Source organism: Martinezella sp. CNPSo 3732 (assembly GCF_057784515.1).
This window is the reverse complement of sequence record NZ_JBXSOO010000003.1, coordinates 115,413-137,269: the sequence shown is the minus strand read 5'-3', so window position 1 is coordinate 137,269 and position 21,857 is coordinate 115,413. Positions and strand designations below refer to the sequence as shown.

General features: G+C 59.6%; 26 protein-coding genes. 15 read left to right on the top strand and 11 right to left on the bottom strand.

Annotated features, from left to right (window positions below):
- Positions 1–188 precede the first annotated feature (188 nt).
- The 5 genes from AC13RM_RS09335 to AC13RM_RS09315 all read left to right on the top strand — a co-directional run bounded on the left by AC13RM_RS09335 (position 189) and on the right by AC13RM_RS09315 (position 3,033).
- Positions 189–782 (top strand): LysE family translocator, encoded by a 594-nt coding sequence (locus tag AC13RM_RS09335; RefSeq protein WP_374814941.1) that lies wholly within the window; start codon positions 189–191, stop codon positions 780–782.
- A 23-nt stretch (positions 783–805) separates the two neighbouring features.
- Positions 806–1,444: a nitrile hydratase subunit alpha gene (gene nthA, locus AC13RM_RS09330; protein ID WP_374814940.1), complete on the top strand. Its 639-nt coding sequence runs from the start codon at positions 806–808 to the stop codon at positions 1,442–1,444.
- On the top strand, positions 1,441–2,100 hold the full coding sequence (gene nthB, locus AC13RM_RS09325) for a nitrile hydratase subunit beta (protein ID WP_374814938.1): 660 nt from the start codon (positions 1,441–1,443) through the stop codon (positions 2,098–2,100). Before nthA ends, nthB begins: the two co-directional genes overlap by 4 nt.
- A complete protein-coding gene (locus AC13RM_RS09320; RefSeq protein WP_374814937.1) occupies positions 2,087–2,458 on the top strand; it encodes a nitrile hydratase accessory protein in 372 nt (123 codons plus the stop codon). The genes nthB and AC13RM_RS09320 overlap by 14 nt, the downstream gene beginning before the upstream one ends.
- 176 nt (positions 2,459–2,634) lie before the next feature.
- Positions 2,635–3,033 carry a hypothetical protein gene (locus AC13RM_RS09315; protein ID WP_374814935.1) on the top strand — a complete coding sequence of 133 codons (399 nt, stop codon included), beginning with the start codon at positions 2,635–2,637 and terminating at the stop codon, positions 3,031–3,033.
- Positions 3,034–3,097: 64 nt separating this feature from the next.
- On the opposite strand, the gene AC13RM_RS09310 is transcribed toward AC13RM_RS09315, so the two are convergent.
- The 3 genes from AC13RM_RS09310 to AC13RM_RS09300 are packed head-to-tail and all read right to left on the bottom strand — an operon-like array spanning position 3,098 to position 4,813.
- Positions 3,098–3,901: an anti-sigma factor family protein gene (locus tag AC13RM_RS09310; protein WP_374814933.1), complete on the bottom strand. Its 804-nt coding sequence runs from the start codon at positions 3,899–3,901 to the stop codon at positions 3,098–3,100.
- Entirely contained in the window at positions 3,898–4,452 is a 555-nt protein-coding gene (locus AC13RM_RS09305) for an RNA polymerase sigma factor (RefSeq protein WP_374814932.1), read from the bottom strand. The genes AC13RM_RS09310 and AC13RM_RS09305 overlap by 4 nt, the downstream gene beginning before the upstream one ends.
- Positions 4,436–4,813, bottom strand: coding sequence for a COG4315 family predicted lipoprotein (locus AC13RM_RS09300; RefSeq protein WP_374814930.1), 378 nt, complete (start codon positions 4,811–4,813; stop codon positions 4,436–4,438). The genes AC13RM_RS09305 and AC13RM_RS09300 overlap by 17 nt, the downstream gene beginning before the upstream one ends.
- Before the next feature lie 151 nt (positions 4,814–4,964).
- On the opposite strand from AC13RM_RS09300, the gene AC13RM_RS09295 reads away from it, so the two are divergent.
- Positions 4,965–6,092 carry an ATP-dependent DNA helicase gene (locus AC13RM_RS09295; RefSeq protein WP_095435208.1) on the top strand — a complete coding sequence of 376 codons (1,128 nt, stop codon included), beginning with the start codon at positions 4,965–4,967 and terminating at the stop codon, positions 6,090–6,092.
- 160 nt (positions 6,093–6,252) lie between these two features.
- The gene (locus tag AC13RM_RS09290; protein ID WP_374814928.1) at positions 6,253–7,005 is read left to right on the top strand and encodes a pyridoxine 5'-phosphate synthase; all 753 of its coding nucleotides are present in this window, start codon (positions 6,253–6,255) and stop codon (positions 7,003–7,005) included.
- Positions 7,006–7,254: 249 nt separating this feature from the next.
- Here AC13RM_RS09290 and AC13RM_RS09285 read toward each other — a convergent pair whose 3' ends face one another.
- On the bottom strand, positions 7,255–8,142 hold the full coding sequence (locus tag AC13RM_RS09285; RefSeq protein ID WP_374814926.1) for an SDR family oxidoreductase: 888 nt from the start codon (positions 8,140–8,142) through the stop codon (positions 7,255–7,257).
- A 137-nt stretch (positions 8,143–8,279) separates the two neighbouring features.
- Here AC13RM_RS09285 and AC13RM_RS09280 point away from each other — a divergent pair, with 137 nt between their 5' ends.
- Positions 8,280–8,699, top strand: a complete 420-nt coding sequence (locus AC13RM_RS09280; RefSeq protein WP_374814924.1) for a winged helix-turn-helix transcriptional regulator — start codon at positions 8,280–8,282, stop codon at positions 8,697–8,699.
- Positions 8,700–8,707: 8 nt separating this feature from the next.
- Positions 8,708–9,955: an FAD-dependent oxidoreductase gene (locus AC13RM_RS09275; RefSeq protein ID WP_488554878.1), complete on the top strand. Its 1,248-nt coding sequence runs from the start codon at positions 8,708–8,710 to the stop codon at positions 9,953–9,955.
- On the opposite strand, the gene AC13RM_RS09270 is transcribed toward AC13RM_RS09275, so the two are convergent.
- The 4 genes from AC13RM_RS09270 to AC13RM_RS09255 all read right to left on the bottom strand — a co-directional run bounded on the left by AC13RM_RS09270 (position 9,956) and on the right by AC13RM_RS09255 (position 13,188).
- Complete coding sequence (locus AC13RM_RS09270) at positions 9,956–11,170, bottom strand: MFS transporter (RefSeq protein ID WP_488554877.1); 1,215 nt, start codon at positions 11,168–11,170, stop codon at positions 9,956–9,958.
- 52 nt (positions 11,171–11,222) lie between these two features.
- Positions 11,223–11,840 (bottom strand): TetR/AcrR family transcriptional regulator, encoded by a 618-nt coding sequence (locus AC13RM_RS09265; protein ID WP_488554876.1) that lies wholly within the window; start codon positions 11,838–11,840, stop codon positions 11,223–11,225.
- Positions 11,841–11,930: 90 nt separating this feature from the next.
- Positions 11,931–12,431, bottom strand: a complete 501-nt coding sequence (locus AC13RM_RS09260; protein ID WP_113230693.1) for a GNAT family N-acetyltransferase — start codon at positions 12,429–12,431, stop codon at positions 11,931–11,933.
- 325 nt (positions 12,432–12,756) lie between these two features.
- A complete protein-coding gene (locus AC13RM_RS09255; RefSeq protein WP_374814911.1) occupies positions 12,757–13,188 on the bottom strand; it encodes a VOC family protein in 432 nt (143 codons plus the stop codon).
- Between the two features lie 155 nt (positions 13,189–13,343).
- Here AC13RM_RS09255 and AC13RM_RS09250 point away from each other — a divergent pair, with 155 nt between their 5' ends.
- Entirely contained in the window at positions 13,344–13,922 is a 579-nt protein-coding gene (locus AC13RM_RS09250) for a TetR/AcrR family transcriptional regulator (RefSeq protein ID WP_488554875.1), read from the top strand.
- Between the two features lie 87 nt (positions 13,923–14,009).
- Here the strand turns inward: AC13RM_RS09250 and AC13RM_RS09245 are convergent, their stop codons facing one another.
- The gene (locus tag AC13RM_RS09245) at positions 14,010–14,957 is read right to left on the bottom strand and encodes a bifunctional helix-turn-helix transcriptional regulator/GNAT family N-acetyltransferase (RefSeq protein WP_488554874.1); all 948 of its coding nucleotides are present in this window, start codon (positions 14,955–14,957) and stop codon (positions 14,010–14,012) included.
- Between the two features lie 70 nt (positions 14,958–15,027).
- Positions 15,028–15,747: an aspartate/glutamate racemase family protein gene (locus tag AC13RM_RS09240; RefSeq protein WP_488554873.1), complete on the bottom strand. Its 720-nt coding sequence runs from the start codon at positions 15,745–15,747 to the stop codon at positions 15,028–15,030.
- A gap of 161 nt (positions 15,748–15,908) precedes the next feature.
- Here AC13RM_RS09240 and AC13RM_RS09235 point away from each other — a divergent pair, with 161 nt between their 5' ends.
- Together AC13RM_RS09235 and AC13RM_RS09230 are read left to right on the top strand one after the other, a co-directional pair.
- Complete coding sequence (locus AC13RM_RS09235; protein ID WP_488554872.1) at positions 15,909–16,373, top strand: Lrp/AsnC family transcriptional regulator; 465 nt, start codon at positions 15,909–15,911, stop codon at positions 16,371–16,373.
- Between the two features lie 106 nt (positions 16,374–16,479).
- Positions 16,480–17,742, top strand: coding sequence for an NAD(P)/FAD-dependent oxidoreductase (locus tag AC13RM_RS09230; RefSeq protein ID WP_488554871.1), 1,263 nt, complete (start codon positions 16,480–16,482; stop codon positions 17,740–17,742).
- 39 nt (positions 17,743–17,781) lie between these two features.
- Here the strand turns inward: AC13RM_RS09230 and AC13RM_RS09225 are convergent, their stop codons facing one another.
- Positions 17,782–18,825, bottom strand: a complete 1,044-nt coding sequence (locus AC13RM_RS09225) for an NAD(P)-dependent alcohol dehydrogenase (RefSeq protein WP_488554870.1) — start codon at positions 18,823–18,825, stop codon at positions 17,782–17,784.
- A 201-nt stretch (positions 18,826–19,026) separates the two neighbouring features.
- Between AC13RM_RS09225 and AC13RM_RS09220 the strand changes: the two genes are divergently transcribed.
- From AC13RM_RS09220 to ilvC, 3 genes are all read left to right on the top strand, one after another.
- Positions 19,027–19,935 carry an AraC family transcriptional regulator gene (locus AC13RM_RS09220; RefSeq protein ID WP_488554869.1) on the top strand — a complete coding sequence of 303 codons (909 nt, stop codon included), beginning with the start codon at positions 19,027–19,029 and terminating at the stop codon, positions 19,933–19,935.
- A 198-nt stretch (positions 19,936–20,133) separates the two neighbouring features.
- The gene (locus tag AC13RM_RS09215) at positions 20,134–20,784 is read left to right on the top strand and encodes a TetR/AcrR family transcriptional regulator C-terminal domain-containing protein (protein WP_113230584.1); all 651 of its coding nucleotides are present in this window, start codon (positions 20,134–20,136) and stop codon (positions 20,782–20,784) included.
- A 44-nt stretch (positions 20,785–20,828) separates the two neighbouring features.
- Positions 20,829–21,848 (top strand): ketol-acid reductoisomerase, encoded by a 1,020-nt coding sequence (gene ilvC, locus AC13RM_RS09210; protein WP_037202641.1) that lies wholly within the window; start codon positions 20,829–20,831, stop codon positions 21,846–21,848.
- Positions 21,849–21,857 lie beyond the last annotated feature (9 nt).

Below are 21,857 nucleotides of genomic sequence, written 5' to 3'. Positions count from 1 at the left end.
AAAACCGAAGGATAAGGGCATTCGACCGGATTTCAATCGACATCCGTCATGTCACCGTGACAATCACCCTATGGCTTTCGTATGGCTGGCGAACTAATGTCGCACGATCATGCGTCGCTACATTTTGCGCGCATGAAGAAGAATTTTGGATGCCGCCTTGTCACGGTACGGTGTCCTCGGGAGGCATCATGGCGCTGGATACATTTCTGGCTCTTCTACTTTTCGCATTCACAACCTCAATCACGCCCGGGCCGAACAACATGATGTTGTTTGCTTCAGGCGTAAATTTCGGTTTCCGTCGCACCATTCCGCACATGCTCGGTATCGGGGTTGGCTTTTTTGTGCTGCTAATTGCAGTGGGATTGGGATTGGGTGCGCTTCTGCACACGGTGCCGGTGCTCTATACCGCGCTTAAATTCGCCGGGGGAGCTTACCTTGTCTGGATAGCCTGGAAGATCGGCACCTCGCGCAGCCTGAGCGAGGCGGAAAGCGATGCAAAGCCGATGAGTTTCATCAGCGCTGCTGCGTTCCAATGGGTCAACCCCAAGGCGTGGGTGATGGCCATCACCGCCATGGCCACTTACACAAATGAGCAGCTATATCTCTTCACTGTCCTTCTCGTCGGGTTCGCATTTGCCGCTGTGAACGTCCCCAGCGTATCGACCTGGGCCGGCTTCGGCTCCGTCCTGCGCGATTGGCTCTCCGATCCCATCAGGCTGAAATGGTTCAACATAACCATGGCCGTTCTGCTGGTGCTCAGTCTCTGGCCGATGTTAAAGTAGGCGCAAAGAGACAGGAGACGGCCATGTCCCACGACCACTCGCATGATGAAGACGATCATCATCATCACGACAACTACTATTCGGACATGCAGGCCCGGGTAAAGGCGCTGGAGACACTGCTGACGGAAAAGGGTTTGATCGATCCGGCGGCGATCGACCGCATCGTCGAGACCTATGAGACGAAGGTCGGGCCGCGTAACGGGGCGCAGGTGGTGGCGAAAGCCTGGAGCGATCCTGATTTCGCCGACTGGCTGCGCCGTGATGCTACGGCGGCGATCGCAAGCCTCGGCTTTACCGGCAGACAGGGCGAGCACATGCGCGCGGTGTTCAATACGCCGGAAACGCATAATCTGATCGTCTGCACGCTCTGCTCGTGCTATCCCTGGGCCGTGCTGGGGCTGCCGCCGGTCTGGTACAAGGCGCCGGCCTATCGCTCCCGTGCGGTGATCGACCCGCGCGGCGTGCTCGCGGAATTCGGCCTCGCGCTGCCACAGGAAAAGAAGATCCGCGTATGGGATTCAACGGCGGAACTTCGCTATCTGGTGATCCCTGAGCGGCCCGCTGGTTCCGAGGGCATGGACGAGGCGGCGCTGGCGGATCTCGTCAGCCGTGACGCGATGATCGGCACGGCGGTCGCCAAGACACCTGAGGCTGCGCTATGAACGGCCCCCATGATCTCGGCGGCCAGATGGGCTTCGGCCCCGTAGCGCCGGAAAAGAACGAGCCCATTTTCCATGCCGAATGGGAAAAGCGTGCGCTTGGCATCACGCTCTCCTGCGGTGCCTTTGGGGCCTGGACGATCGATGAAAGCCGGCATGCGCGCGAAAACATTCCGCCCGCCGATTATCTGGGTGCCAGCTACTACGAGATCTGGACCCGCGCGGTCGATATGCTGCTGGAGCGGCATGGTTTTGCCACGGCGGAGGAGTTGCGCAGCGGCCATTCGCTCGAACAGGGCAGGGCGCCGAAGCGAATTTTGAAGGCCGATATGGTCGACGGTGTGTTGGCCAAGGGCGGCCCTTGCGACCGGCCGCTCGATACTGCACCGCTCTTTGCCGTCGGCGATCATGTGCGGACTAGGAACTTCAATCCGACCGGTCATACCAGATTGCCGCGCTATGCCCGCGCAAAGACGGGTGTCGTCGAGGCAGTGCAGGGCTCCTTCGTCTTCCCCGACGACAATGCCCATGGCCGGGGCGAAAATCCCCAATGGGTCTATACGGTCGTCTTCGAGGGTGTGGAGATCTGGGGCGACGGAACTGATCCCTCTCTGACGGTCTCGATCGATGCCTGGGAGAGCTATCTTGAGCGCGTGTGAGGTCATCTCGCCTCTGGCGCAATCGCCGCAGTTGCCGAAATCTGCCGATGGCGAGCCGGTTTTTCCCGAACCCTGGGCGGCAGAGGCTTTCGCCATGACCGTTCATCTGCATGAGAACGGCCTGTTTGCCTGGAGCGAATGGGCGGAGCAGTTGTCGGCGGAACTGCACAAGCCGGGCCGAGCGATTGACGGCAGCGATTATTTCGACTGCTGGGTGGCTGCTTTGTCAGGGCTGCTGGTCGCGAAGGGCATTGCCGATGCCGACGCGATTGTGGCTTTACAGCAAAGCTGGCAACGTGCGGCCGAGGCAACGCCGCATGGCAAGCCGATCGCGCTTGAAAACGATCCTCAGCGCTAAGAATCAGTCAGAAATCGGCTGATGAATGGTTTGTTCTTTGTGTCACTGGCATAATACAGCCCTGTTTTGCTATGTTGCTGTCCGGTTGTTGAATTGCACATCGCAGTTTCCTGAAGAGCTTCTGTTGACCTTCTAAACAAGCGTTTCCTAACCGCTTATCCCATTCGTGAACCGTAATGTCCTCTACTTCTGTGCTAAGCGATATTCCCGGCGGCAAATCTCTGCTTGAATGGTTCGGGCGGATACCCCGCTTCCACGATGCCAAATTGCTTGAGATCAGCTTCCCGGGCAGGGCAGCAGGGCTGATACGTATCCACGCATGGAACATGACTGATCAGGTGGACGCCAAAGGTTACTTCCTCCTGGATAAACATGCGATCGTTACGCTTGTCCTTGAAGGGGTGAGCGCCATCAGCTGCACCGATTTCGATATGCTACCGGGTATCATCTTCGATTTGGAAATTACGAAGGCGGATGGAAGTTTCCGCATAGAATGGGATGCCAGCTACGGAGTGAGGGGCTCCGTCACGGCCGAATATATGAAGATCAGCCTCGTGCCGATAGATTCCGGTTGAGGTCGTTTCGAGGCAGTAGTTAATACAACAGCCTGGAGCGACGAAACGCTTCATCTAATTGCAGTTAGGACGAGAACTGCTTGTAGCACTCGTCCGCTACCTGCCGCAGCATGTTGCGCGAGATTTCGCCCGTCACCGCATAGCCGAGATCACCGTCGATCCAATAGAAGGTTTCGACGGCCTTGTCGCTGGCGAAGCGGAAACTGGTCGTGGTGTTACCGCTATTGCGCCCAACCAGCACGGTCAGGCGCTGGCCGCTGGCATTTTCATACATGAACAGGGCGCCGGGCGTGCCGTTGACCGGCAGCAGCCGGCCGCCGATCAGCTGGAAGCCCAGCGTCTGCAGGCTCGGCACCTTGAGGCCGGCGACATTCATGCGCTTGCCGAGCCAGGTGGCGAGATGCGCCTCCTGATCCGCGCCGACTTCGACGGGATGGCGGACATCGCTGGCATAGACGACGAAGGCCGAATGGGCCTGCTGCGGCAACGCCTCGATAGATGCCAGCTGTAATTCGCGCGGTGCAAAGAGATCAGGACCGAAATGACCGGCTGCTATGCCGGCGACGAACAGTGCCAGCGAGGCGGCGAGCATCATCAGCCTGCGGCTGCGCTGTGGCGGGATCGCTTGCGCGGAGAGCGTGCTTCTATTTCCGGAAATGAGGTCCGCGTCGCCGTCCTTCGATATGGCATAGGGGGAGAACAGGGCTCGAATTTCATCGTTCTGGACCTGCCATGCCGTAACGGCAGCGGCGTCCTCGGAATTTTCGGTCAGCCATGCCTGCAATTCCGCCTGTTTTTCCAGCGGCAGGAGGCCATCGGCAAAGGCGTGAAGGTCCGCTTCGGTCACCGTCGGTTTGCGTTCGTTCATCTTGGTCTCCGAAGCGTGACAATATTGTCTGCATTCAACAGGCTGGTCATCTTCTGGCGGGCGCGAGACAGGCGTGACATCACGGTGCCGATCGGGATATCGAGCATGACTGCGACATCCTGATAGCTGCAGCCTTCGACGACGACGAGCATCAGCACTGCGCGATAGTCTTCGCTAAGGCTGTTCAGAGCCGTTTCCAGGCGCGACCGCTGCAACGGGTCGTTGTCGGCGTCCGCCGCAGGCAGATGGTCGTTGTCGTCGATATCGACAAGAATGCGGCCGCGCTGTTGGCGCAGTCCGTTGCGATAGAGATTGGTCATGATGGTGAGAATCCAGCCGCGCAGGTTCAGCCCGCGCCATTGGCCGCGTCGGGTCAGGGCCTTTTCGACGCAATCCTGAAGGAGGTCCTCGCCATCGGTATCCGAGCGGGTGAGGCTGCGCGAATAGCGGCGCAAGGAGGGGAGGAGCGCCAGCACCTCCGCCTCGAAACTATCGGGCACGGAGGAGCCTCCCGTCGCGCCCTTTCCGGTCCGGTCAGGGCCGTGCGACATTCCAGACACCCTTGAAGCCGTCGCCGGCGACATCACCGGATTTTGCATCCTTGACGAAGAAGTAGAGCGGCATGCCGTCCTTTGCCCACTGTTTCATCCCGTCCTTGCGGGTAATGATCGAATATGCACCCTCTGCCTTGGCTTTGCCATCGGCCATCAGCGGCGGCCAGGCCTTTGCGCAATCGCCGTTGCAATTGGATTCGCCTGATTTGTCGTTCTTGAACGTGTAAAGCGTCATACCGTTTTCACCGGTAAGGACCTTGCCCTTGGCGCTTTCGACTGTCTTGACCGGGGCTGCTGCCAAAGCGGCTGTGGCAAAGGCCGATGCCGCGAGCGCGGTCAGGAATCTCATGGTCTTCATGATGTCTCTCCTCGGGTGGTGGACGATGGATCGTCCAGGCATCGCATGTTGCGCTGCCGGACATGAGACACCGGCGCGTCCGATTTTATTCCCGGCTCGCCTGGTATTTTTACCGCTTGCTTCCATCAGCCGAATCCTGCCAAGTCGATCCATGCAATTCGCGCCGCAACAAGATGAAGCGCTCAAGGCCGTCGCAAACTGGCTGAAAGAGGGGCGTTCGCCGTTGTTCCGTCTGTTCGGCTATGCCGGCACGGGCAAGACGACGCTTGCGCGGCATTTTGCCGAGCATGTGGATGGCGAGGTGCTGTTTGCGGCCTTTACCGGCAAGGCGGCACAGGTGCTGCGCTCGCGCGGCGCCTCGAATGCCAAGACCATCCATTCACTGATCTACCGGCCGCGCGGCGAGGAAGCCGTCGAAGACGAAGAGACGGGTAAGACATCGATCGCCCCGATGTTCACCATCAACCGCCAGAGCCCGGTCGCCAAGGCCGCCCTGATCATCGTCGACGAATGCTCGATGGTGGACGAAGCGCTCGGCAAGGATTTGATGAGTTTTGGCACGCCCATTCTCGTCCTTGGCGATCCCGGGCAGCTGCCGCCCGTTTCCGGCGGTGGGTTCTTTACGAACGAAGAGCCGGATTATCTTCTGACGGATATTCACCGCCAGGCCCGCGACAATCCGATCATCCAGCTCGCCATGCAGGTGCGTGAGGGCAAGGAAATCATGCATGGCGACTATGGCACCGCGCAGGTGATCTCGAAAAACGAGGTCACGCAGCCGCTGGTGCTGGAGGCCGATCAGGTTCTTGTCGGCACCAACAGGACGCGGCGGCGCTACAATCAGCGCCTGCGCGAGCTGAAAGGATTTACTGCGGACTACCCGCAATCCGGCGACAAGCTGGTCTGCCTGCGCAACGATCCCGCCAAGGGGCTGCTCAACGGCTCGCTCTGGCAGGTCATGACCTCTTCCAGGGAAACGACGAAGCCCGGCATCAATCTTCTGGTGCGCCCGGAAGATGACGACATGGATCGCGGGGCCGCGAAGATCAAGCTCTTGAAGCAGGCCTTCGAGGATGTCGAGGGCGAGATTCCGTGGTCGACCCGAAAGCGCTATGACGAATTCGACTACGGCTACGCTCTGACGGTGCATAAGGCCCAGGGTTCGCAGTGGAACAACGTGGTGCTATTCGATGAGAGCTGGGCGTTCCGCGATACGCGGGAGCGTTGGCTCTATACGGCCATTACCCGCGCCGCCGAGACGCTGACCATCGTCCGCTAGTGGCTTCAAGCTCATTGATGGGGCGTCACTATGTGGTGACACGTGCGCCGTGTTGCTATCAAAGTTTTGCATGGAACGATGTCGGAATCTCGTTGGTTTTGTTGGCCATAATGGCATAAAACGACACTACCATCCGCTTTGAAAATCAGGGATTTCGATCATGCCCGCCAAGCTTTCCGTGAACCTCAACGCCATCGCGATGCTGCGCAACCGGCGTGATCTTCCCTGGCCGAGCGTCACGGGCTTGGGACGCATCGCGCTGGCGGCAGGTGCAAGCGGTCTGACCGTTCATCCGCGCCCCGATCAGCGGCATGTCCGCTTTTCCGATCTGCCCGATATTCGTGCGCTGATCGACGACGAGTTTCCGGAAGCGGAATTCAATATCGAGGGCTATCCGAGCGACGAATTCTTCGATCTCTGCGCTTCGGCGGAGCCCGAACAGGTGACGCTCGTGCCCGATGATCCCACTCAGGCGACATCGGACCATGGCTGGGATTTTCGTAAGAACCGAGATCTGCTGGCCAATGTCGTCGCCAAGTACAAGACGCTCGGCTGCCGCGTGTCGCTGTTTGCCGATGGCGACGGCGATGCAGAGGCGGTGAAGATCGCCAGGGAAGTGGGCGCCGACCGCATTGAACTTTACACCGGCCCCTATGGCGGCTGCTATGCTGATCCGCAGAAGGCTGCCGTCATCCTCGAAGCGCTCGGCAAGACCGCCGATGCAGCCTTTGCCAACGGCCTCGACGTCAATGCTGGCCACGATTTGACTGTTGCCAACCTGCCGGCGCTGCTGAAGCGCATTCCGAAGCTCGCGGAGACCTCGATTGGCCATGGGCTGACCGCCGATGCGCTGGAATATGGCATGGCCGAAACGGTGCGCCGCTTCCGTCGGGCTTGCGGTCAGGTGGTTTGATGGGGGATGGCTTTGGGCTGGTCGGGCAAGTTTGTTGTTGCCGCGCCTTCTGGCCTGGCCCCTCATCCTAGCCTTCTCCCCGCTTGCGGGGAGAAGGGACGACAGCGCAAAATGGCGGCGGCATCACTCGATTAGAGCTTGCGCACGAAGCACCAAAACTCCCTCGCCCCGCTTGCGAGGAGAGGGCCGGGGTGAGGGGCCAGGCGCAAGGGTGCGGCAAACGAAGTCTCACCTGACCTTCGCCAAAACTCAGCCAGCCAACGCGGCCTTGTGTTCCTCGAAGAAGCTGCGCAGCGTCTGCGGCTCCTTGCCTGTGAGCTTGTTGAAGTCGTTGGTGAGAATGTCGAATTTGCCGGCGCGGGTATTGGCTTCGGAGGAGACCAGCATGTCCACCACGAACTTCGGCAGACCGGCGCCGGTGAGGCCGGCGGCAAGCTGTTCGTCATTGACCTGAACGACTTCGAGCGGACGACCGGTGATCCGGCTCACGACGCTTGCGACGTCCTCGATGGTGACCGCAGTCGAGCCCGTCAGCGTGTAGGTGGCGCTTTCTGTTGCATCAGATGCCAGTGCTGCGGCGATGGCGAGTGCGCAATCTTCGCGACTGATGTTGCTGACCCGGCCGCCGCCGGTTGCCGTGTACCATTTACCGGTTTCGAGGTTGTGCGGCAGGCCCATCAGGTAGTTGTCGAAATACCAGGCGTCGCGCAGGATCGTGTAGCCGATGCCGCTTGCCTTGATGGCGTTTTCCGTGCCGAGATGATCGGGCGCGAAGCTGACGAGCGAACTTTCGGGGGCTGGCATTGAGGTGTAGAGAACATGCTTGACTCCAGCCTTCTTGGCGGCTTCGACAGCAGCCGTGTGCTGCTTCAGGCGCAGGCCGGGCACGGCGAGCGCGTCGGTGCTGATGATCAGCAGCCGGTCGACGCCGGTGAAGGCAGCGGACAAGCTGGCGGCGTCATCGAAGTCGGCCTTGCGGGTGACGACGCCTTTGGCGGCGAGATCGGCAAGCTTCTCCGGGCTGCGCGTGGCGGCGATGATGCGGCCGGGCGCGACCTTGTATGTCTCCAGCAGGTGATGGATGACGCGTTGGCCAAGTTTGCCGGCGGCGCCGGTGACGAGAAGAGTGCTGCTCATATGTTTTCCCTTGTTGGACCACCGCACATTCGCAGGGCCTTGTTGCTCTCAAAAAGAGACTAGCACTAGAATAGGAATTGACTTCGCGCTGTAAAGGAGGCAGTTTTTCGGCTCCAAGTTACCAAAAGGGAACCGGCATGGTAGCCAGCGCCGTCGTCAATCTGCGTGACAGCATAGATCCACCGTTACGCGACGTCGATCTCAGCAATCTCGATTTCAGCAACTGTCCGGTGCGGGACCTGATCTCGCAGATCGGCGGAAAATGGTCGGTGCTGTTGTTGGAAACACTGGCCAAACGGCCGTATCGTTTCGGCGAGTTGCGCCGCCTGGTGCCCGATATTTCCCAGCGCATGCTGACGCAAACGCTGCGCGACCTTCAGCGCGACGGGTATGTCGATCGTGAGGTCTTTCCCACCAAGCCGCCGAGCGTCGAATACCGCATGACCGATCTCGGCTACTCGCTTTACGAGCCGCTGGCGCTGCTTCTGAATTGGGCCGAGGCCAATCATGAAGCCGTAAAGGCCGCAAGAGCCCGTTTCGACCAATCACCGGACTGAGCTTTATCGTGAAGCCCTTGAAGATTGCTATCATCGGCGCTGGGCCTGCCGGTCTTGCCGCCTCTCTCTTTCTCACTCGTGCTGGTCATACGACAGATATTATCGAACGGTTCGATAGCCCGGCCCCTGTCGGCTCCGCGCTGATGCTGCAGCCGACGGGATTGACCGTGCTGGAATCGCTCGGACTTGGTCCGGCTATCCACGCCGCCGGCAACCGCATCGACCACCTGTTCGGCACAGAAACCACCCGCGGCCGCATTGTCCTCGATGTGCGCTACAATGCATTGCCAGGCGGGCGCTATGGGCTTGGCGTTCATCGTGCGGCCCTGTTCGATACGCTTTACGATGAGGTCTCTGCGCGGCGACATCCGATCCATACTGGGCAGCGGGTTATCGGTGTGACGGAGGAGGGCGATGAAAGCTATCTCTCTGTCGAAGGTGGTGAGCGCCTCGGACCTTATGATCTCGTCATCGACGCCAGTGGTGCGCGTTCCGAGCTTGTGACGGCATCGCCCGTAGCGCCGCGTGCACGAAATCTCGTCTACGGCGCCTTCTGGGCGACGCTCGACTGTCCGGACGGGCTCGTAGATCAGGCTGCGCTGACGCAGCGCTATGACAAGGCAAGCGTGATGATCGGCGTCTTGCCGATCGGCAGCAGAAGGCCGGATTTGCCGAAGCAGGCGGCTCTGTTCTGGAGCCTGAAAGTGGCGGATGCGGATGAGGTGCGCAGGCTCGGGCTCGATCGGTGGAAACAGACGATCCGCGGCTACTGGCCGGAATGCGAGCCCTTGCTGGAGCAGATCATTGACTGGGATCAGTTGACGCTCGCACGCTATGCCCATCGCACTGTGATGACGCCCTATAGCGGGCGGACTGTCTTCGTCGGCGATGCGGCCCATTCCACCAGCCCGCAGCTCGGGCAGGGCGCCAATATGGCGTTGCTCGATGTAGCCGCGCTCGCGCATGCTCTGGCAGGGCATGAAACCATCGAAGCCGCTCTTTCAGCCTATGCCAAGGCTCGGCGGATGCATGTGCGGCTGTTCCAGCTGCTCTCTGCCGCCTTCACGCCTTTTTACCAATCGGATTCGGCAGCATTGGCCTGGATCAGGGATCGGTTGGTCGCCACCATCGCCAAAGTGCCGCCCGCGCCGCAGATCCTCGCCGGCATTGTCTCCGGCACGCTGATCGACCCGTTCCATGGCGCAGGCTTGCGGGAATGTGACTGGCTGCGGCGGGCGGTACCGCAGCCGTCGTGATCATTTCTCCCGCTCGGTCAGATAGGCAAGCAGCGCAATGACCGGGAAGGCGACGCCGATCCAGGAGGCCATGTTCCAGCCGCCGGTGGCATAGGCCCACCCGCCAAGCGCCGAGCCGAGGGCGCCGCCGGCGAAGAAGGTCGCCATATAGAGGCCGTTGAGGCGACTGCGATGTTCGGCACTGAGCGCGAAGATGGCGCGTTGACCGAGCACGAGATTCGTCTGGACGCCGAAGTCGAGCATGATGCCTGACAGCGTCAGCGTGATCAGCGCCAGCAACGAGCCGCTGCCGGAAAAATGGCCGATCAGGAAGGCGATGATGGCGAGCACCAGGGCGAAGGCGGTCGCAAGCTTTGTCCAGCCGCGATCGGCGACGCGTCCGGCAATCGGCGAGGCGACGGCACCAGCGGCGCCGGCAAGCGCAAAAAGGGCGATGCCGTTTTGCGTCAGGCCGAAGGCCGGGCTTGCCAGCAGCAGCGGCGTCGTCGTCCAGAAGAGACTGAAGGCGCCGAACATGCAGGCCTGATAGAGCGCACGTCGCTGCAGGACCGGTGTGCGGAGCGCAAGGTGGCCCATGGAGGACAGCAGCTGCCCATAATGGAGTTTCGTATGGGGCACGCGGGTCGGCAGAACGAGGCGCAGGATGACGATCAGCCCGATCATGACGCCGGCCGAGATGATGTAGACCGCGTGCCAGGAGAGAAGCTCGGACAGGAAGCTCGCAGCCGGACGGGCCAGCATGATGCCAACGAGCAGGCCGCTCATGACATTGCCGACCACAGCACCGCGGCTGGCGTCCGGCGCCATATGGGCGGCAAAGGGGACAAGAACCTGCACGGCAACGGATGCAAGGCCGATGCAGAGAGAGGCGAGCAGGAATAGCGACGGCGACCACGCGAAGGCAGCGCCGACAAGCGCGACCGCGGCGAGTGCCACCAGCGTCAGGACCAGTTTCCGGTTCTCGAGAAGATCGCCGAGCGGGACGATCAGCAGGAGGCCGAGGCCGTAGCCGATCTGGGTCAGCGTGACGATGAGGCCGGTCGCCGCCGGGCTGAAGCCGAGCGACTGGCTGATGGGGCCGGCAAGCGGCTGGCCATAGTAGAGATTCGCGGCCACCAGCCCGCAGGCGGCGGCGAACATGAATGTCAGCAGTGGTGAAAGGGTCTTTTCCGGGAGCGGCGTGCTCTCCCGTCTGGCAGCGGCAGTTGCGGGCATGTCTCGTCCTCAATAGGGGCGGGGGTTACGTTCCCCGAAATTTCAGTGAAAATCAGTTCAGCAGTTTCATGGCCGTCTCAGCGACGGCGAGCATCTGTTCGGTCTTGCGGCCGGTCTTGCCGATCACGCGCATGCCCTTGGTCAGGGCCAGCAGGGTGCAGGCGGTGCTTTCCGGGTCGACATGCTTCGATATCGAGCCATCCGTATGACCCAGGCGAATGAGATCTAAAATGCGCTTTTCGTCGAAATCGAAAGCCATGTTGACGCGGCTGGCGATCTCCCCGTCGAAAAGCGCGAGCTCGGTCGCGCTGCCAACCACGAGACAGCCGCGGCGACCGATCTCGCCACATGATGCCTCAGCGAAGAATGTCACCAATGCGCACAGTTTTTCATAAGCATTCACGGCCTTAGCGAGGGCAGCGTCGATCAGTGGCTGCCGTACCCGGCGATAGCGATCGAATGCGGCGAGGAAGACGCCGCGCTTGTCACCGAAAGCCTTGTAGACGCTACCTGCGGTCAGACCCATGGCCTCGGTCAATTCGCTAATCGAGGCGGCATAATAGCCGCGTTCGGAAAAAACGCGCAGGGCCTCGTCCAGCGCGGAATCCATGTCGAATTCACGCGGGCGTCCACGAAGCTTCGGTGCGATGTCGAGTGCGTCTATTGTCATGTTGCTCTTTTAGGAAATGATCGTTTCCAAATCAAGCGAATTTTTGCGCCGCAGCAAGAATCGGAAGAATAGTGACTGCGACTGGTCTCGCTACTCGTGGAAAAACGCCATGTGGATCGCGTCCTTATAGCGGCCGTCTATGCGCACAGAATTGCGGGCAAGGCCCTCCCGGACGAAGCCGACTTTTTCGTAGAGCGCGATGGCCCTGTCATTGTCAGCATGCACGCTGAGTTCGACGCGTTCTATCCCTGCGTCACGCGCGGCTCGCAGCGTTGCTTCGATCAATCGACGTCCGACGCCCTGGCCGCGATAAGCGGGGATGATGCCCATGCCGAGTTTGCCGGTGTGGGCGTGAGAGGGAAACATATGGCGGCTGATGTCGCACCATCCGACCACTTTCCCATCGGCCAAGGCAACGAACTGCGGATTGCCTTTTTCGATCATGCCAAGCACGAAAATGCGTGTTTCTTCCAGCGGAAAGGCTTCGAGCAGCGACAGATATTCCCGCTCACGCGCGACCGTATCGAGCGCCTTGTGAAAACCTTCGATGTACTCGGTTGATATGGGTTCTATCCGGATTTCGGTGGTCATAGAAAACAGCTCGATGCAAATAGAGGGTGCATCGAGGATATGGTTCAACTAAGTGGCTGTCTACCCACCCACCTTTCCAATGGCCTACTTCCTCGACCCGAGCGGGTTTCGGGCGACCCCTCGTACAGACACTTCGAGGCTGTTCGAAAGCCAGCTCGAGGGTTCCGCCGCACGGTACGAAAAGCCGAGCCATGTGAAACACGGCTCGGAAGGTTTGCCAATGTTGGTCCACACGCGGACTTTCGATACGTGCGGCCTTAGTTCATGACATTGATGTCGTCAGCAGTGAGAAGTTTCCTGTCGGCGAATGTAACTGACTGAAATATCAAACGGGCTCGTCACCGCTGTGGCTGGTGTAGAAACTGATCCCATTGCCGTCGGGGTCCTGTAGCGAGAAGTAATGATGACCGTATAGCTCACTGTCCGCGATGGTTGATGGTGAATATCCCTTATCGATCAGGCTGACCCTGTAGTGTTCCAGATCCGCTTTGGCGTGGCCTGCGATCATCAGATCTATTTTTTCGCCGCTAAAATCTGGCCGCTGGCCATTGTGGCTGTTTTGCAAGGTCGAAACCTGATCGTCGTCTTTTTGAAACAGTAGCAAATGCGTACCACCACGCATTTCAACGACCGCCAGTCCGGGAAATGTGCCGAACGGGCGCAGGCCTAGCCCGATATAAAATTGATAGCTCTCCCCGATATTCTCCACTTTCATAACAAAGTGACCGAGCGCTGCGGCGGGTAAGTGATTTTCCATTTTAGGTCCTTTCATCGAGTCCTAAGGGTTAGCTAGGAAGGAATCTTGCAGCACGGCTACTGCCGTGCTAATCCGACCGCGTAGTCGGAAATTAATTCAGACTGGACAGTCGAAAATTATATGCGACTGGCCAGTCGGAAAATCAAGAGGTTGTTATGGCCCGGAAAAAAGAAATCGAACGAGACAGGATTTTGGACGCGGCCGAGGCCGTCATTCTCGATTCCAATGGCCGAAATCTAACGCTTGATGCGGTCGCAGAGCGGGCCGGCATCAGCAAAGGCGGGCTCGTCTACAGCTTTGCTACGAAGGATGAATTGATATACGCGGCGCTAGAACGGGAAGTCACTCGCTTCCAGCAGGCGGTGCGTCACCGTGTTGGCGACAGGTCCGCTGATCCTATCGAATTGGTCCTCGCGCATATTGAGGAGGCCCTTAACGAGGATGATGCCTCGACCCGAATGGCGGCCTTCCTTGTAACTGCGCTGGTTCATGCTCCGGGCATGCTTGAGCCAGTGCGGAGCCTTTATCGCACACTGCTCGATCCGTTGCGATCGAAATCAGGGAAGTTTGCCGACGTCCGTCAGGCATTGCTTGCCGTTGAAGGTATCTTTCTGCTCCAAGGACTCGGGTTTGTTGAGGTTTCCTCAGACGAGTTCAAATCTGTCTTGATCCACGCGCGTAACGTCGTCCTTGCGGCATTGAATAGGCAGAGCCGCCAATCATCACAGCATTAAATCGTGGAGGCAGATGAAAGCCGAGATCTTCTCAACCATTCAAATTATGCCGAGCTTTCGATCTAGCGCTACCGGAAATCTCGCGTTTTAGGGAACAGGCGTCACACAGAGATCGAGTTCCCATGTCTGGCCGTTCAGTTCCGGGCCGAACATACGATGTCGTTCCTCCGCTACAAGCCTGAAGCCCGCCTTGACATAGATCGCCCGGGCCGTATCGAGAATGTCATTGGTCCAAAGCGATAGCTTGCTGTAGCCGGCATCGCGCGAGAAACGGATGCATTCATCCACAAGCAGCTTGCCGAGGCCGAGGCCGCGCGCCGTCTTATCCACATAGAGCAGCCGAAGCTTCGCGATGCTGTCGCCGCCATCGGTGATCATGGCAGATCCGACATTCAGACCGCCTCGTTCGGCGATCCAGCAGCGATCCTTTTGCTGGTTGAAATTGGAGAGGAATTTACCGGCGACTTCGGCCACCAAGCCTTCGAAGCGATCGTCCCAGCCGAATTCTTCAGTGTAGAAGCGCGCCTGGCTTTGTACGATCCAGCCGATGTCACCGGGTCGGTGATTGCGAATGAGGGCGAGCGGCGCTGCGGTTCGATCAGAGCCGAGTGTTTCCTGTATCGTCTGCATCGCTGCAACGACACGCTCGGGTTCGCCGGGAGCGAGCTTTTCGAAATAGCCGGCGATCTGCGCGCGTGAGCGGCGGACGAATTCCTCGAATTGCACCTGTCCCTTATCGGTGACCTTTATGACCTGGCTGCGCGCATCGGTCGGATCGGGCGTCGTCTCAACCAACCCATCCTCGCGGAAGCGCTTGACGATACGGCTGAGATAGGCGGGGTCGAGATGGAGGTCACGCGTCAGCGCCGAGGCGGCAACACCGCCGCGGAAGCCGACTTCGAACAACACGCGCACGTCCGTGAGCGTATAGGGGCTGTCGAGATAGGCCTTGTTCAGGACGCCGAGGAAATTCGTGTAGAAGCGATTGAAGTTACGAACGGCATCGATGGTCGTGAAATCGGCAGCGGCGGGCATGACATCGTCTCCTCAGGTACAGAGACGATGTCCATTATTTATTGGACTCAGTCAAGTAAATTGATCGAAGTCAAGCAGCGCAGCTTTTGGTGCTTTTTTCATTCGCAAGCGCGAAGTCGACGGCCGCCTCGGCATGGATCGTCGTCGTGTCGAAGCCTGGCAGGATCAGCGCCTTCGGATCGAGGATGAGGCAGATCTCGGTGCAGCCGAGAATGACGCTATCAGCACCTTCCGCCTTGGCGCGCTCGATGATGCCGTTCAGCTTCCGGCGCGACTCGTCCTTGATGATGCCGGCGCAGAGTTCGTTGAAGATGATATCGTGCGTGACGGTGCGATCCTCGGGACCGGGCACCATGATGGAGACGCCGTTTTCAGCCATACGCTCGGCGTAGAAACCATGTTCCATTGTGTAGCGCGTGGCAAGCAGCAGCGGCTTGACCCTGCCGGCGGCCTTCAAGGCCGCGGCGGTTTCATCGATGATATGTATGAGCGGAGCCGAAACGCGCTCCGCAACCTGAGGCGCGATCAGGTGCATGGTGTTGGTGCAGATGAGCACACATTCGGCACCGGCCGATTGCAGGCGCTGCGCAGCATCGCCGAGCCGGTCGGCGGCATCGTTCCAGCGGCCGGCCTTCTGCAGCGCGACGATCTCTTCGAAGTTGACGGAGTACATCACCAGTTCGGCGGAGGAGAGGCCGCCCAGCCGCTCGCGGACCATTTCATTGATCAGGCGATAATAAACTGCAGAACTCTCGAAACTCATGCCGCCGATCAGGCCAATGGTGCGCATAATGCTGTTCTCCGCTCGTGGGTTTTGAATGGAGGAATAGTGTGGTGATTCATCCGCCGCGTGTTTGCATTTTTTGAAGCCTATCAGAGTTTTGCTGCAATAGTTTGTGCATTTTCGGATTTATGTGCAAAATAAAGGCGCGTGAAGATGGATTGCTGCATATGCTAGACGAACGTGATCGAAAGATTCTCGAATTTCTGCAGGCGGATGCAGGCATATCCGTGACAGAGCTCGCCGATCTTGTCGCCTTGTCGGTCTCGGCCTGCTCGCGCCGCATCCAGCGGCTGGAGGAAAGCGGACATATCGCCCGGCGCATCGTCGTGCTCGATCGCGAAAAGATGGGGGTACCGACCACCGTCTATGCCCTCATCAAAACGGCGCATCATGCCGACGAGTGGATCGAATCCTTCCGCAAGGTCATCGGCGACATCCCCGAGATCGTTGAAGCGCACCGGCTGACAGGCAATTACGATTATATCCTCAAGATCGTTCTGCCGCGTGTCGAGCATTATGACGTCATCTACAAGATGCTCGTGCGCAAGGTCGAACTGTTCGATGTTTCCGCATCGATCTCGATGGAGGAACTGAAAAGCGGCTCGTCCGTTCCGGTCGGATACGCACGGTAGGCACAATGGCGCGTGACAGTCGCAGGGGTGCCATGCAGAAAAGATAGTTGCTGCTTATCCTTCTCAACCCTACGTTTTTCGCGAAGCGTAGCCATGAGGTGTTGCCATGCAGGATCATCACATCGTCGTCGTCGGGGGCGGCTTTGGCGGATTGCAGCTCGTCAACGATCTGAAAGGTGCTCCCGTCCGCATCACGCTGATCGATCGGCGCAATCATCATCTGTTCCAGCCGCTTCTCTATCAGGTCGCGACCACTCTGCTTGCAACCTCCGAGATTGCCTGGCCGATCCGCAGCTTCTTCCGGGATCGGCCTGATGTGACGACCTTGCTGGCGGAAGTCGTTGGTGTCGATAGTGATGCGCGTGAGGTCCTTTTGAAGGACGGGCAGAAGATCGGTTACGATACGCTGGTGCTGGCGACGGGGGCGACCCATGCTTACTTCGGTCATGATGAATGGGAGCCCGTGGCGCCTGGCCTGAAGACGCTGGAGGATGCCACCACCATTCGCCGCCGGGTTCTCCTGGCTTTCGAGCAGGCGGAGCTTGAAACCGATCCGGTGGCCCGCGAAGCGTTGCTGACCTTCGTGATCGTCGGCGCGGGTCCCACAGGCGTCGAGCTCGCCGGTATCATCTCCGAGCTGGCAAGGACGACGCTGCCGAAGGAATTCCGCAATATCGATACCCGCAAGGCGAGGATCATCCTTGTCGAGGCCGGACCGCGGGTATTGGCAGCCTTTGCCGAAGACCTTTCCGACTATGCGCGCAAGGAGCTGGAATTGCTCGGCGTCGAACTCCATTTCGGCAAGCCTGTCACCTCCTGCACGGCGGAAGGGGTCGTGATCGGCGATACGTTCGTGCCGTGCCGCACCATCGTCTGGGCGGCCGGCGTCGAGGCGTCGCCGGCTGCGAAATGGCTTGGCATTCCAGCCGACCGCGCCGGTCGCGCCATTGTCGACAAGGATCTGAGGGCGCCGGGCAAAGACAATATCTTCATCATCGGCGATACGGCGTTGGTCTTGCGCGAAGATGGCAGTCCGGTGCCGGGCATCGCTCCGGCAGCCAAGCAGCAGGGAGACTATGTTGCCAAGGTGATCAGGGCGAAAATGGCGAGTAAGCCGGTGCCGGGGCCGTTCCGCTACAGACATCAGGGTAGCCTCGCGACGATCGGCAAGAGTGCCGCTATCATCGATTTCGGCTGGCTGAAGCTCAAGGGGTGGATCGCCTGGTGGGTATGGGGCCTTGCCCACATCTATTTCCTGATTGGCGTTCGCTGGCGCATCGCGGTCGCCTGGAGCTGGCTGTGGATCTATATCAGCCGGCAACACAGCGCCCGGCTGATCACGCAGCGGGAAAGCATGCGCGAAGAATAAGAAAGGGCGGCGTCCGGATCGGACGCCGCCCTTTTCGGCTTATGCCAGCGAGGCGATGTCGATCACGAAGCGGTAGCGGACGTCGCTCCTCAGCACGCGCTCATAAGCTTCGTTGATATCCTGGATGCTGATCTTCTCGATCTCGGCCACGATGTTGTGCTCGCCGCAAAAGTCGAGCATTTCCTGGGTTTCCTTGATCGAGCCGATCATAGAGCCGGAAAGGCTGCGGCGGCCGGGGATCAGCGAGAAGGCATGAACCGGAACCGCATGTTCGGGAACGCCGACCAGCACCATGCTGCCATCATACTTCAGCAGGTTCAGATAGGCGTTCCAGTCGATCGCCGTGCCGACCGTGTTGATGATCAGGTCGAAGGTGCCGGCGAGCTTGGTGAAGGTCTCGGCATCGCTGGTGGCGTAGTAGTCCTTCGCGCCCAGCTTGAAGCCGTCTTCCTTCTTCGACAGCGTCTGGCTGAGGACCGTGACGTCGGCGCCCATGGCGTGCGCCAGCTTCACCCCCATGTGGCCGAGGCCGCCCATGCCGACGATCGCGACCCTCTTGCCCGGTCCGGCTTTCCAGTGGCGCAGCGGCGAAAAGAGCGTAATGCCGGCGCACAGCAGCGGCGCGCCCGAATCGAGCGGGATATTGTCGGGGAAGGAGAGGACATAGCCTTCCTTGACGACGATCGAGTCGGAATAACCGCCGAAAGTCGGCGTCTTGCCGTCGGCTTCGACGTCGTTGTAGGTCTGGACGAGGCCCGGCATGTAATGCTCGTAGTCGAGATCGCGCGTGGCGCAGGTCGTGCAGGAATCGACGAAGCAGCCGACGCCGACGCGGTCGCCGACCTTGAACTTCGTGACCTCGGAACCGACAGCCGTCACGATGCCGGCGACTTCGTGGCCTGGCACCATCGGATACTTCGAGCCGCCCCATTCGTTGCGGGCCTGGTGAATGTCGGAATGGCAGACGCCGCAATATTTGACGGAGATGACAACGTCATCCGTGTTCGGGTCGCGGCGCTCGAAAGTGAATGGCGTGAGCGGCTTGGACGCGTCGGTTGCTGCATAACCCTTTGCGATCGGCATGGGAGATTTCCTTATCTTTTCGGATGGGTTGGGGGTAGAATTTAGATGGCTCACCATGCATCAGGACCGGGCCACAGCGTTAGAGCGATCCTGCAAGCTTTATGTACGATCCTGCGAATCTAAATGCGCGGCAGGTCTTTCGCGATCGAACGGTGTTACCTAGATAGACATTGATATCTGCTCGAAAACAGTTGGTTGCGCATGACACTGCCTTTCAATCCCAATCAGGAACTCGCGTCGATCGTTGCACGTTTCGCTCCGGGGGACGGCGAACATCGTACGCCGATAGACAATCTTAATCTCTATCGGCAATCGGCCGCGACTGTGTGGCAGCATGGGGCTTATCGGCCCTGTTTTGCAATCGTGGTTCAGGGGCGCAAGAACCTGACAATCGGTGCCGAGACCTACAATTACGGTGTCGGCGAGTATATTTTGACCGCGCTCGATCTTCCGGTCTCGACGCAGGTCACCAATGTCGGCAGCGATACGCCTTATCTTTGCTTCGGCATGGCGCTCGACAGCGAACGGTTGAAGGAGCTCCTGTCGCGCGTCAGCATTCCGCGTCAGGCGTTGACCGAGCCTGTGCGCGGAATTGCGGTCAATGCCGCCTCGCCGGAACTGCTCGATGCCTCGCTACGGCTGCTCCGATTGCTTGATCGGCCCGAAGATATTCCGGCTATGGCGCCTTTGATCGAGCAGGAAATCCTCTATCGCCTGCTGACCGGTCCGAATGGCCCTCGGCTGCTGCAGATCGCCATGGCGGAGAGCCAGAGCAACCGGGTGGCGCGGGCCGTCGCCTGGCTCCGCGGCAACTATACGCAGCCGTTGCGCATCGAAGAGCTCGCCGAGCGCGTCGGCATGAGCGTTTCCTCGCTGCATCACCATTTCAAGACTGTCACGGCACTATCGCCCATGCAGTATCAGAAGCAGCTTCGGCTGCATGAGGCGCGGCGGCTTATGATCGTCGAGCAGCTCGATGTCGGCTCTGCCGGGCACCGTGTTGGCTATCAGAGCCCTTCGCAGTTCAGCCGCGAATATAGCCGTCTCTACGGTCTTCCTCCTCTGAAGGATGTCGAGGCGATGCGCAACAATGCGGTGGCGGCCGAGTAGGTGATGTTTCTGACCGATCATTTGCGTCAAGCTCTCTCGACAACTGACCGGCTCGTGGCAGTTGCCACCGTTTAGCAGTCCTGGCAAGCACTCTCTTTTAACGCAGTGCAGCAACGAATTCCGCTTGACGGCTGCATCGGTGTCCTGCATAAAGCGCCACGAACCGTACCGTACGGTACGCATTTGGGAGTGGCTATCGTGCTGAGCGAAGTAGGACAGTCGAGCGAGTTTTCGCCGCGCCAGAACGCCGTTCTGGAACAGGCGCTGCGTCTGCTCGTCGACGGCGGCGAGAAGGCGCTGACGACCTCCGGCGTCGCACGCGCGGCCAATTGCTCTAAGGAAAGTCTTTACAAGTGGTTCGGCGACCGCGATGGCCTGCTGTCTGCGATGATTACCTATCAGGCCAGCAAAGTTCGCACCTTCGAGCGCAATGGCGAGCGACTGAATACAGCAAGCCTGCATGACCACCTCGTCATTTTCGCCCGCGACCTGCTGGAGGTTTTGGCCGGCGACGTCTCGCTTGCCTTGAACCGCCTGGCAATCGGCCAATCGAACCGCGACGGCTCCAAGCTCGGTAAGCTCCTGCTGGAGCGCGGGCGCCGGCAGATCGACCGCCGCGCCATCGGTCTCATCGACGCCGGCAAGCGGGCAGGGTTACTGCGCTTTACCGATGCTGACGAAGCATATCACACGCTTTATGGGCTCATCGTCTCCGATCTGCATGTGCGCATGCTGCTCGGCGAGCCCGGTTTGAAGGATACGAGCCGGCAGGCGGAGAAAGCGATCACCGCTTTCCTCAAGCTTTACGGCACGGAAAAGGTATTGGCGGAAGCAGCTGCGACCGTCTGACAAATTAAAATCTGCACCCAGACAAGCAAAGGGAAGGACAAACAATGCGCGTCTATTACGATCGTGATGCCGATCTCAACCTCATCAAGTCGAAGAAGGTCGCCGTCATCGGCTACGGTTCCCAGGGCCGCGCTCACGCGCTGAACCTGAAGGACAGCGGCGCACAGAACCTCGTGATCGCGCTGAAGGCCGGTTCGCCCACGATCAAGAAGGCCGAAGCCGATGGCTTCAAGGTCATGACCGTTGCCGAAGCCGCTGCCTGGGCCGACCTGATGATGATGGCGACGCCGGACGAACTGCAGGCCGACATCTACAAGGCCGACATTGCTCCGAACATCCGTGACGGCGCTGCGATTGCCTTCGCCCACGGCCTCAACGTCCACTTCGGCCTCATCGAGCCGAAGGCTTCGGTCGACGTCGTCATGATCGCTCCGAAGGGCCCGGGCCACACGGTTCGCGGCGAATACCAGAAGGGCGGCGGCGTTCCCTGCCTCGTTGCCGTTCACCAGAACGCCTCCGGCAATGCGCTTGAACTCGCTCTCTCCTACGCCTGCGGCGTCGGCGGCGGTCGTTCGGGCATCATCGAAACCAACTTCCGCGAAGAGTGCGAAACCGACCTCTTCGGCGAACAGGTCGTTCTCTGCGGCGGTCTGGTCGAGCTCATCCGAGCCGGCTTCGAAACGCTTGTTGAGGCCGGCTACGCTCCGGAAATGGCCTACTTCGAGTGCCTGCACGAAGTGAAGCTGATCGTCGACCTGATCTATGAAGGCGGCATCGCCAACATGAACTACTCGATCTCGAACACGGCAGAATGGGGCGAATACGTCACCGGCCCGCGCATCATCACCGAAGAGACCAAGGCTGAGATGAAGCGCGTTCTCAAGGACATCCAGACCGGCAAGTTCACCTCCGAGTGGATGCAGGAATACCGTTCGGGCGCTGCTCGCTTCAAGGGTATCCGCCGCAACAACGACAGCCACCAGATCGAAGAAGTCGGCGCTAAGCTGCGCGGCATGATGCCCTGGATCGGCAAGAACAAGCTGGTCGACAAGTCGGTCAACTAAGCTTTTCGG

What these genes read in the sequence shown, in the direction of transcription:
- AC13RM_RS09335 (WP_374814941.1), top strand. Translation starts at nt 189, where the DNA reads ATGGCGCTGGATACATTTCTGGCTCTTCTACTTTTCGCATTCACAACC.
- AC13RM_RS09260 (WP_113230693.1), bottom strand. Translation starts at nt 12,431, where the DNA reads ATGACCACCGAAATCCGGATAGAACCCATATCAACCGAGTACATCGAA.
- AC13RM_RS09295 (WP_095435208.1), top strand. Translation starts at nt 4,965, where the DNA reads ATGCAATTCGCGCCGCAACAAGATGAAGCGCTCAAGGCCGTCGCAAAC.
- AC13RM_RS09265 (WP_488554876.1), bottom strand. Translation starts at nt 11,840, where the DNA reads ATGACAATAGACGCACTCGACATCGCACCGAAGCTTCGTGGACGCCCG.
- AC13RM_RS09285 (WP_374814926.1), bottom strand. Translation starts at nt 8,142, where the DNA reads ATGAGCAGCACTCTTCTCGTCACCGGCGCCGCCGGCAAACTTGGCCAA.
- AC13RM_RS09250 (WP_488554875.1), top strand. Translation starts at nt 13,344, where the DNA reads ATGGCCCGGAAAAAAGAAATCGAACGAGACAGGATTTTGGACGCGGCC.
- AC13RM_RS09220 (WP_488554869.1), top strand. Translation starts at nt 19,027, where the DNA reads ATGACACTGCCTTTCAATCCCAATCAGGAACTCGCGTCGATCGTTGCA.
- AC13RM_RS09240 (WP_488554873.1), bottom strand. Translation starts at nt 15,747, where the DNA reads ATGCGCACCATTGGCCTGATCGGCGGCATGAGTTTCGAGAGTTCTGCA.
- AC13RM_RS09255 (WP_374814911.1), bottom strand. Translation starts at nt 13,188, where the DNA reads ATGGAAAATCACTTACCCGCCGCAGCGCTCGGTCACTTTGTTATGAAA.
- AC13RM_RS09290 (WP_374814928.1), top strand. Translation starts at nt 6,253, where the DNA reads ATGCCCGCCAAGCTTTCCGTGAACCTCAACGCCATCGCGATGCTGCGC.
- AC13RM_RS09280 (WP_374814924.1), top strand. Translation starts at nt 8,280, where the DNA reads ATGGTAGCCAGCGCCGTCGTCAATCTGCGTGACAGCATAGATCCACCG.
- AC13RM_RS09230 (WP_488554871.1), top strand. Translation starts at nt 16,480, where the DNA reads ATGCAGGATCATCACATCGTCGTCGTCGGGGGCGGCTTTGGCGGATTG.
- AC13RM_RS09305 (WP_374814932.1), bottom strand. Translation starts at nt 4,452, where the DNA reads ATGTCGCACGGCCCTGACCGGACCGGAAAGGGCGCGACGGGAGGCTCC.
- ilvC (WP_037202641.1), top strand. Translation starts at nt 20,829, where the DNA reads ATGCGCGTCTATTACGATCGTGATGCCGATCTCAACCTCATCAAGTCG.
- AC13RM_RS09235 (WP_488554872.1), top strand. Translation starts at nt 15,909, where the DNA reads ATGCTAGACGAACGTGATCGAAAGATTCTCGAATTTCTGCAGGCGGAT.
- AC13RM_RS09300 (WP_374814930.1), bottom strand. Translation starts at nt 4,813, where the DNA reads ATGAAGACCATGAGATTCCTGACCGCGCTCGCGGCATCGGCCTTTGCC.
- AC13RM_RS09315 (WP_374814935.1), top strand. Translation starts at nt 2,635, where the DNA reads ATGTCCTCTACTTCTGTGCTAAGCGATATTCCCGGCGGCAAATCTCTG.
- AC13RM_RS09225 (WP_488554870.1), bottom strand. Translation starts at nt 18,825, where the DNA reads ATGCCGATCGCAAAGGGTTATGCAGCAACCGACGCGTCCAAGCCGCTC.
- AC13RM_RS09270 (WP_488554877.1), bottom strand. Translation starts at nt 11,170, where the DNA reads ATGCCCGCAACTGCCGCTGCCAGACGGGAGAGCACGCCGCTCCCGGAA.
- nthA (WP_374814940.1), top strand. Translation starts at nt 806, where the DNA reads ATGTCCCACGACCACTCGCATGATGAAGACGATCATCATCATCACGAC.
- AC13RM_RS09310 (WP_374814933.1), bottom strand. Translation starts at nt 3,901, where the DNA reads ATGAACGAACGCAAACCGACGGTGACCGAAGCGGACCTTCACGCCTTT.
- AC13RM_RS09245 (WP_488554874.1), bottom strand. Translation starts at nt 14,957, where the DNA reads ATGCCCGCCGCTGCCGATTTCACGACCATCGATGCCGTTCGTAACTTC.
- nthB (WP_374814938.1), top strand. Translation starts at nt 1,441, where the DNA reads ATGAACGGCCCCCATGATCTCGGCGGCCAGATGGGCTTCGGCCCCGTA.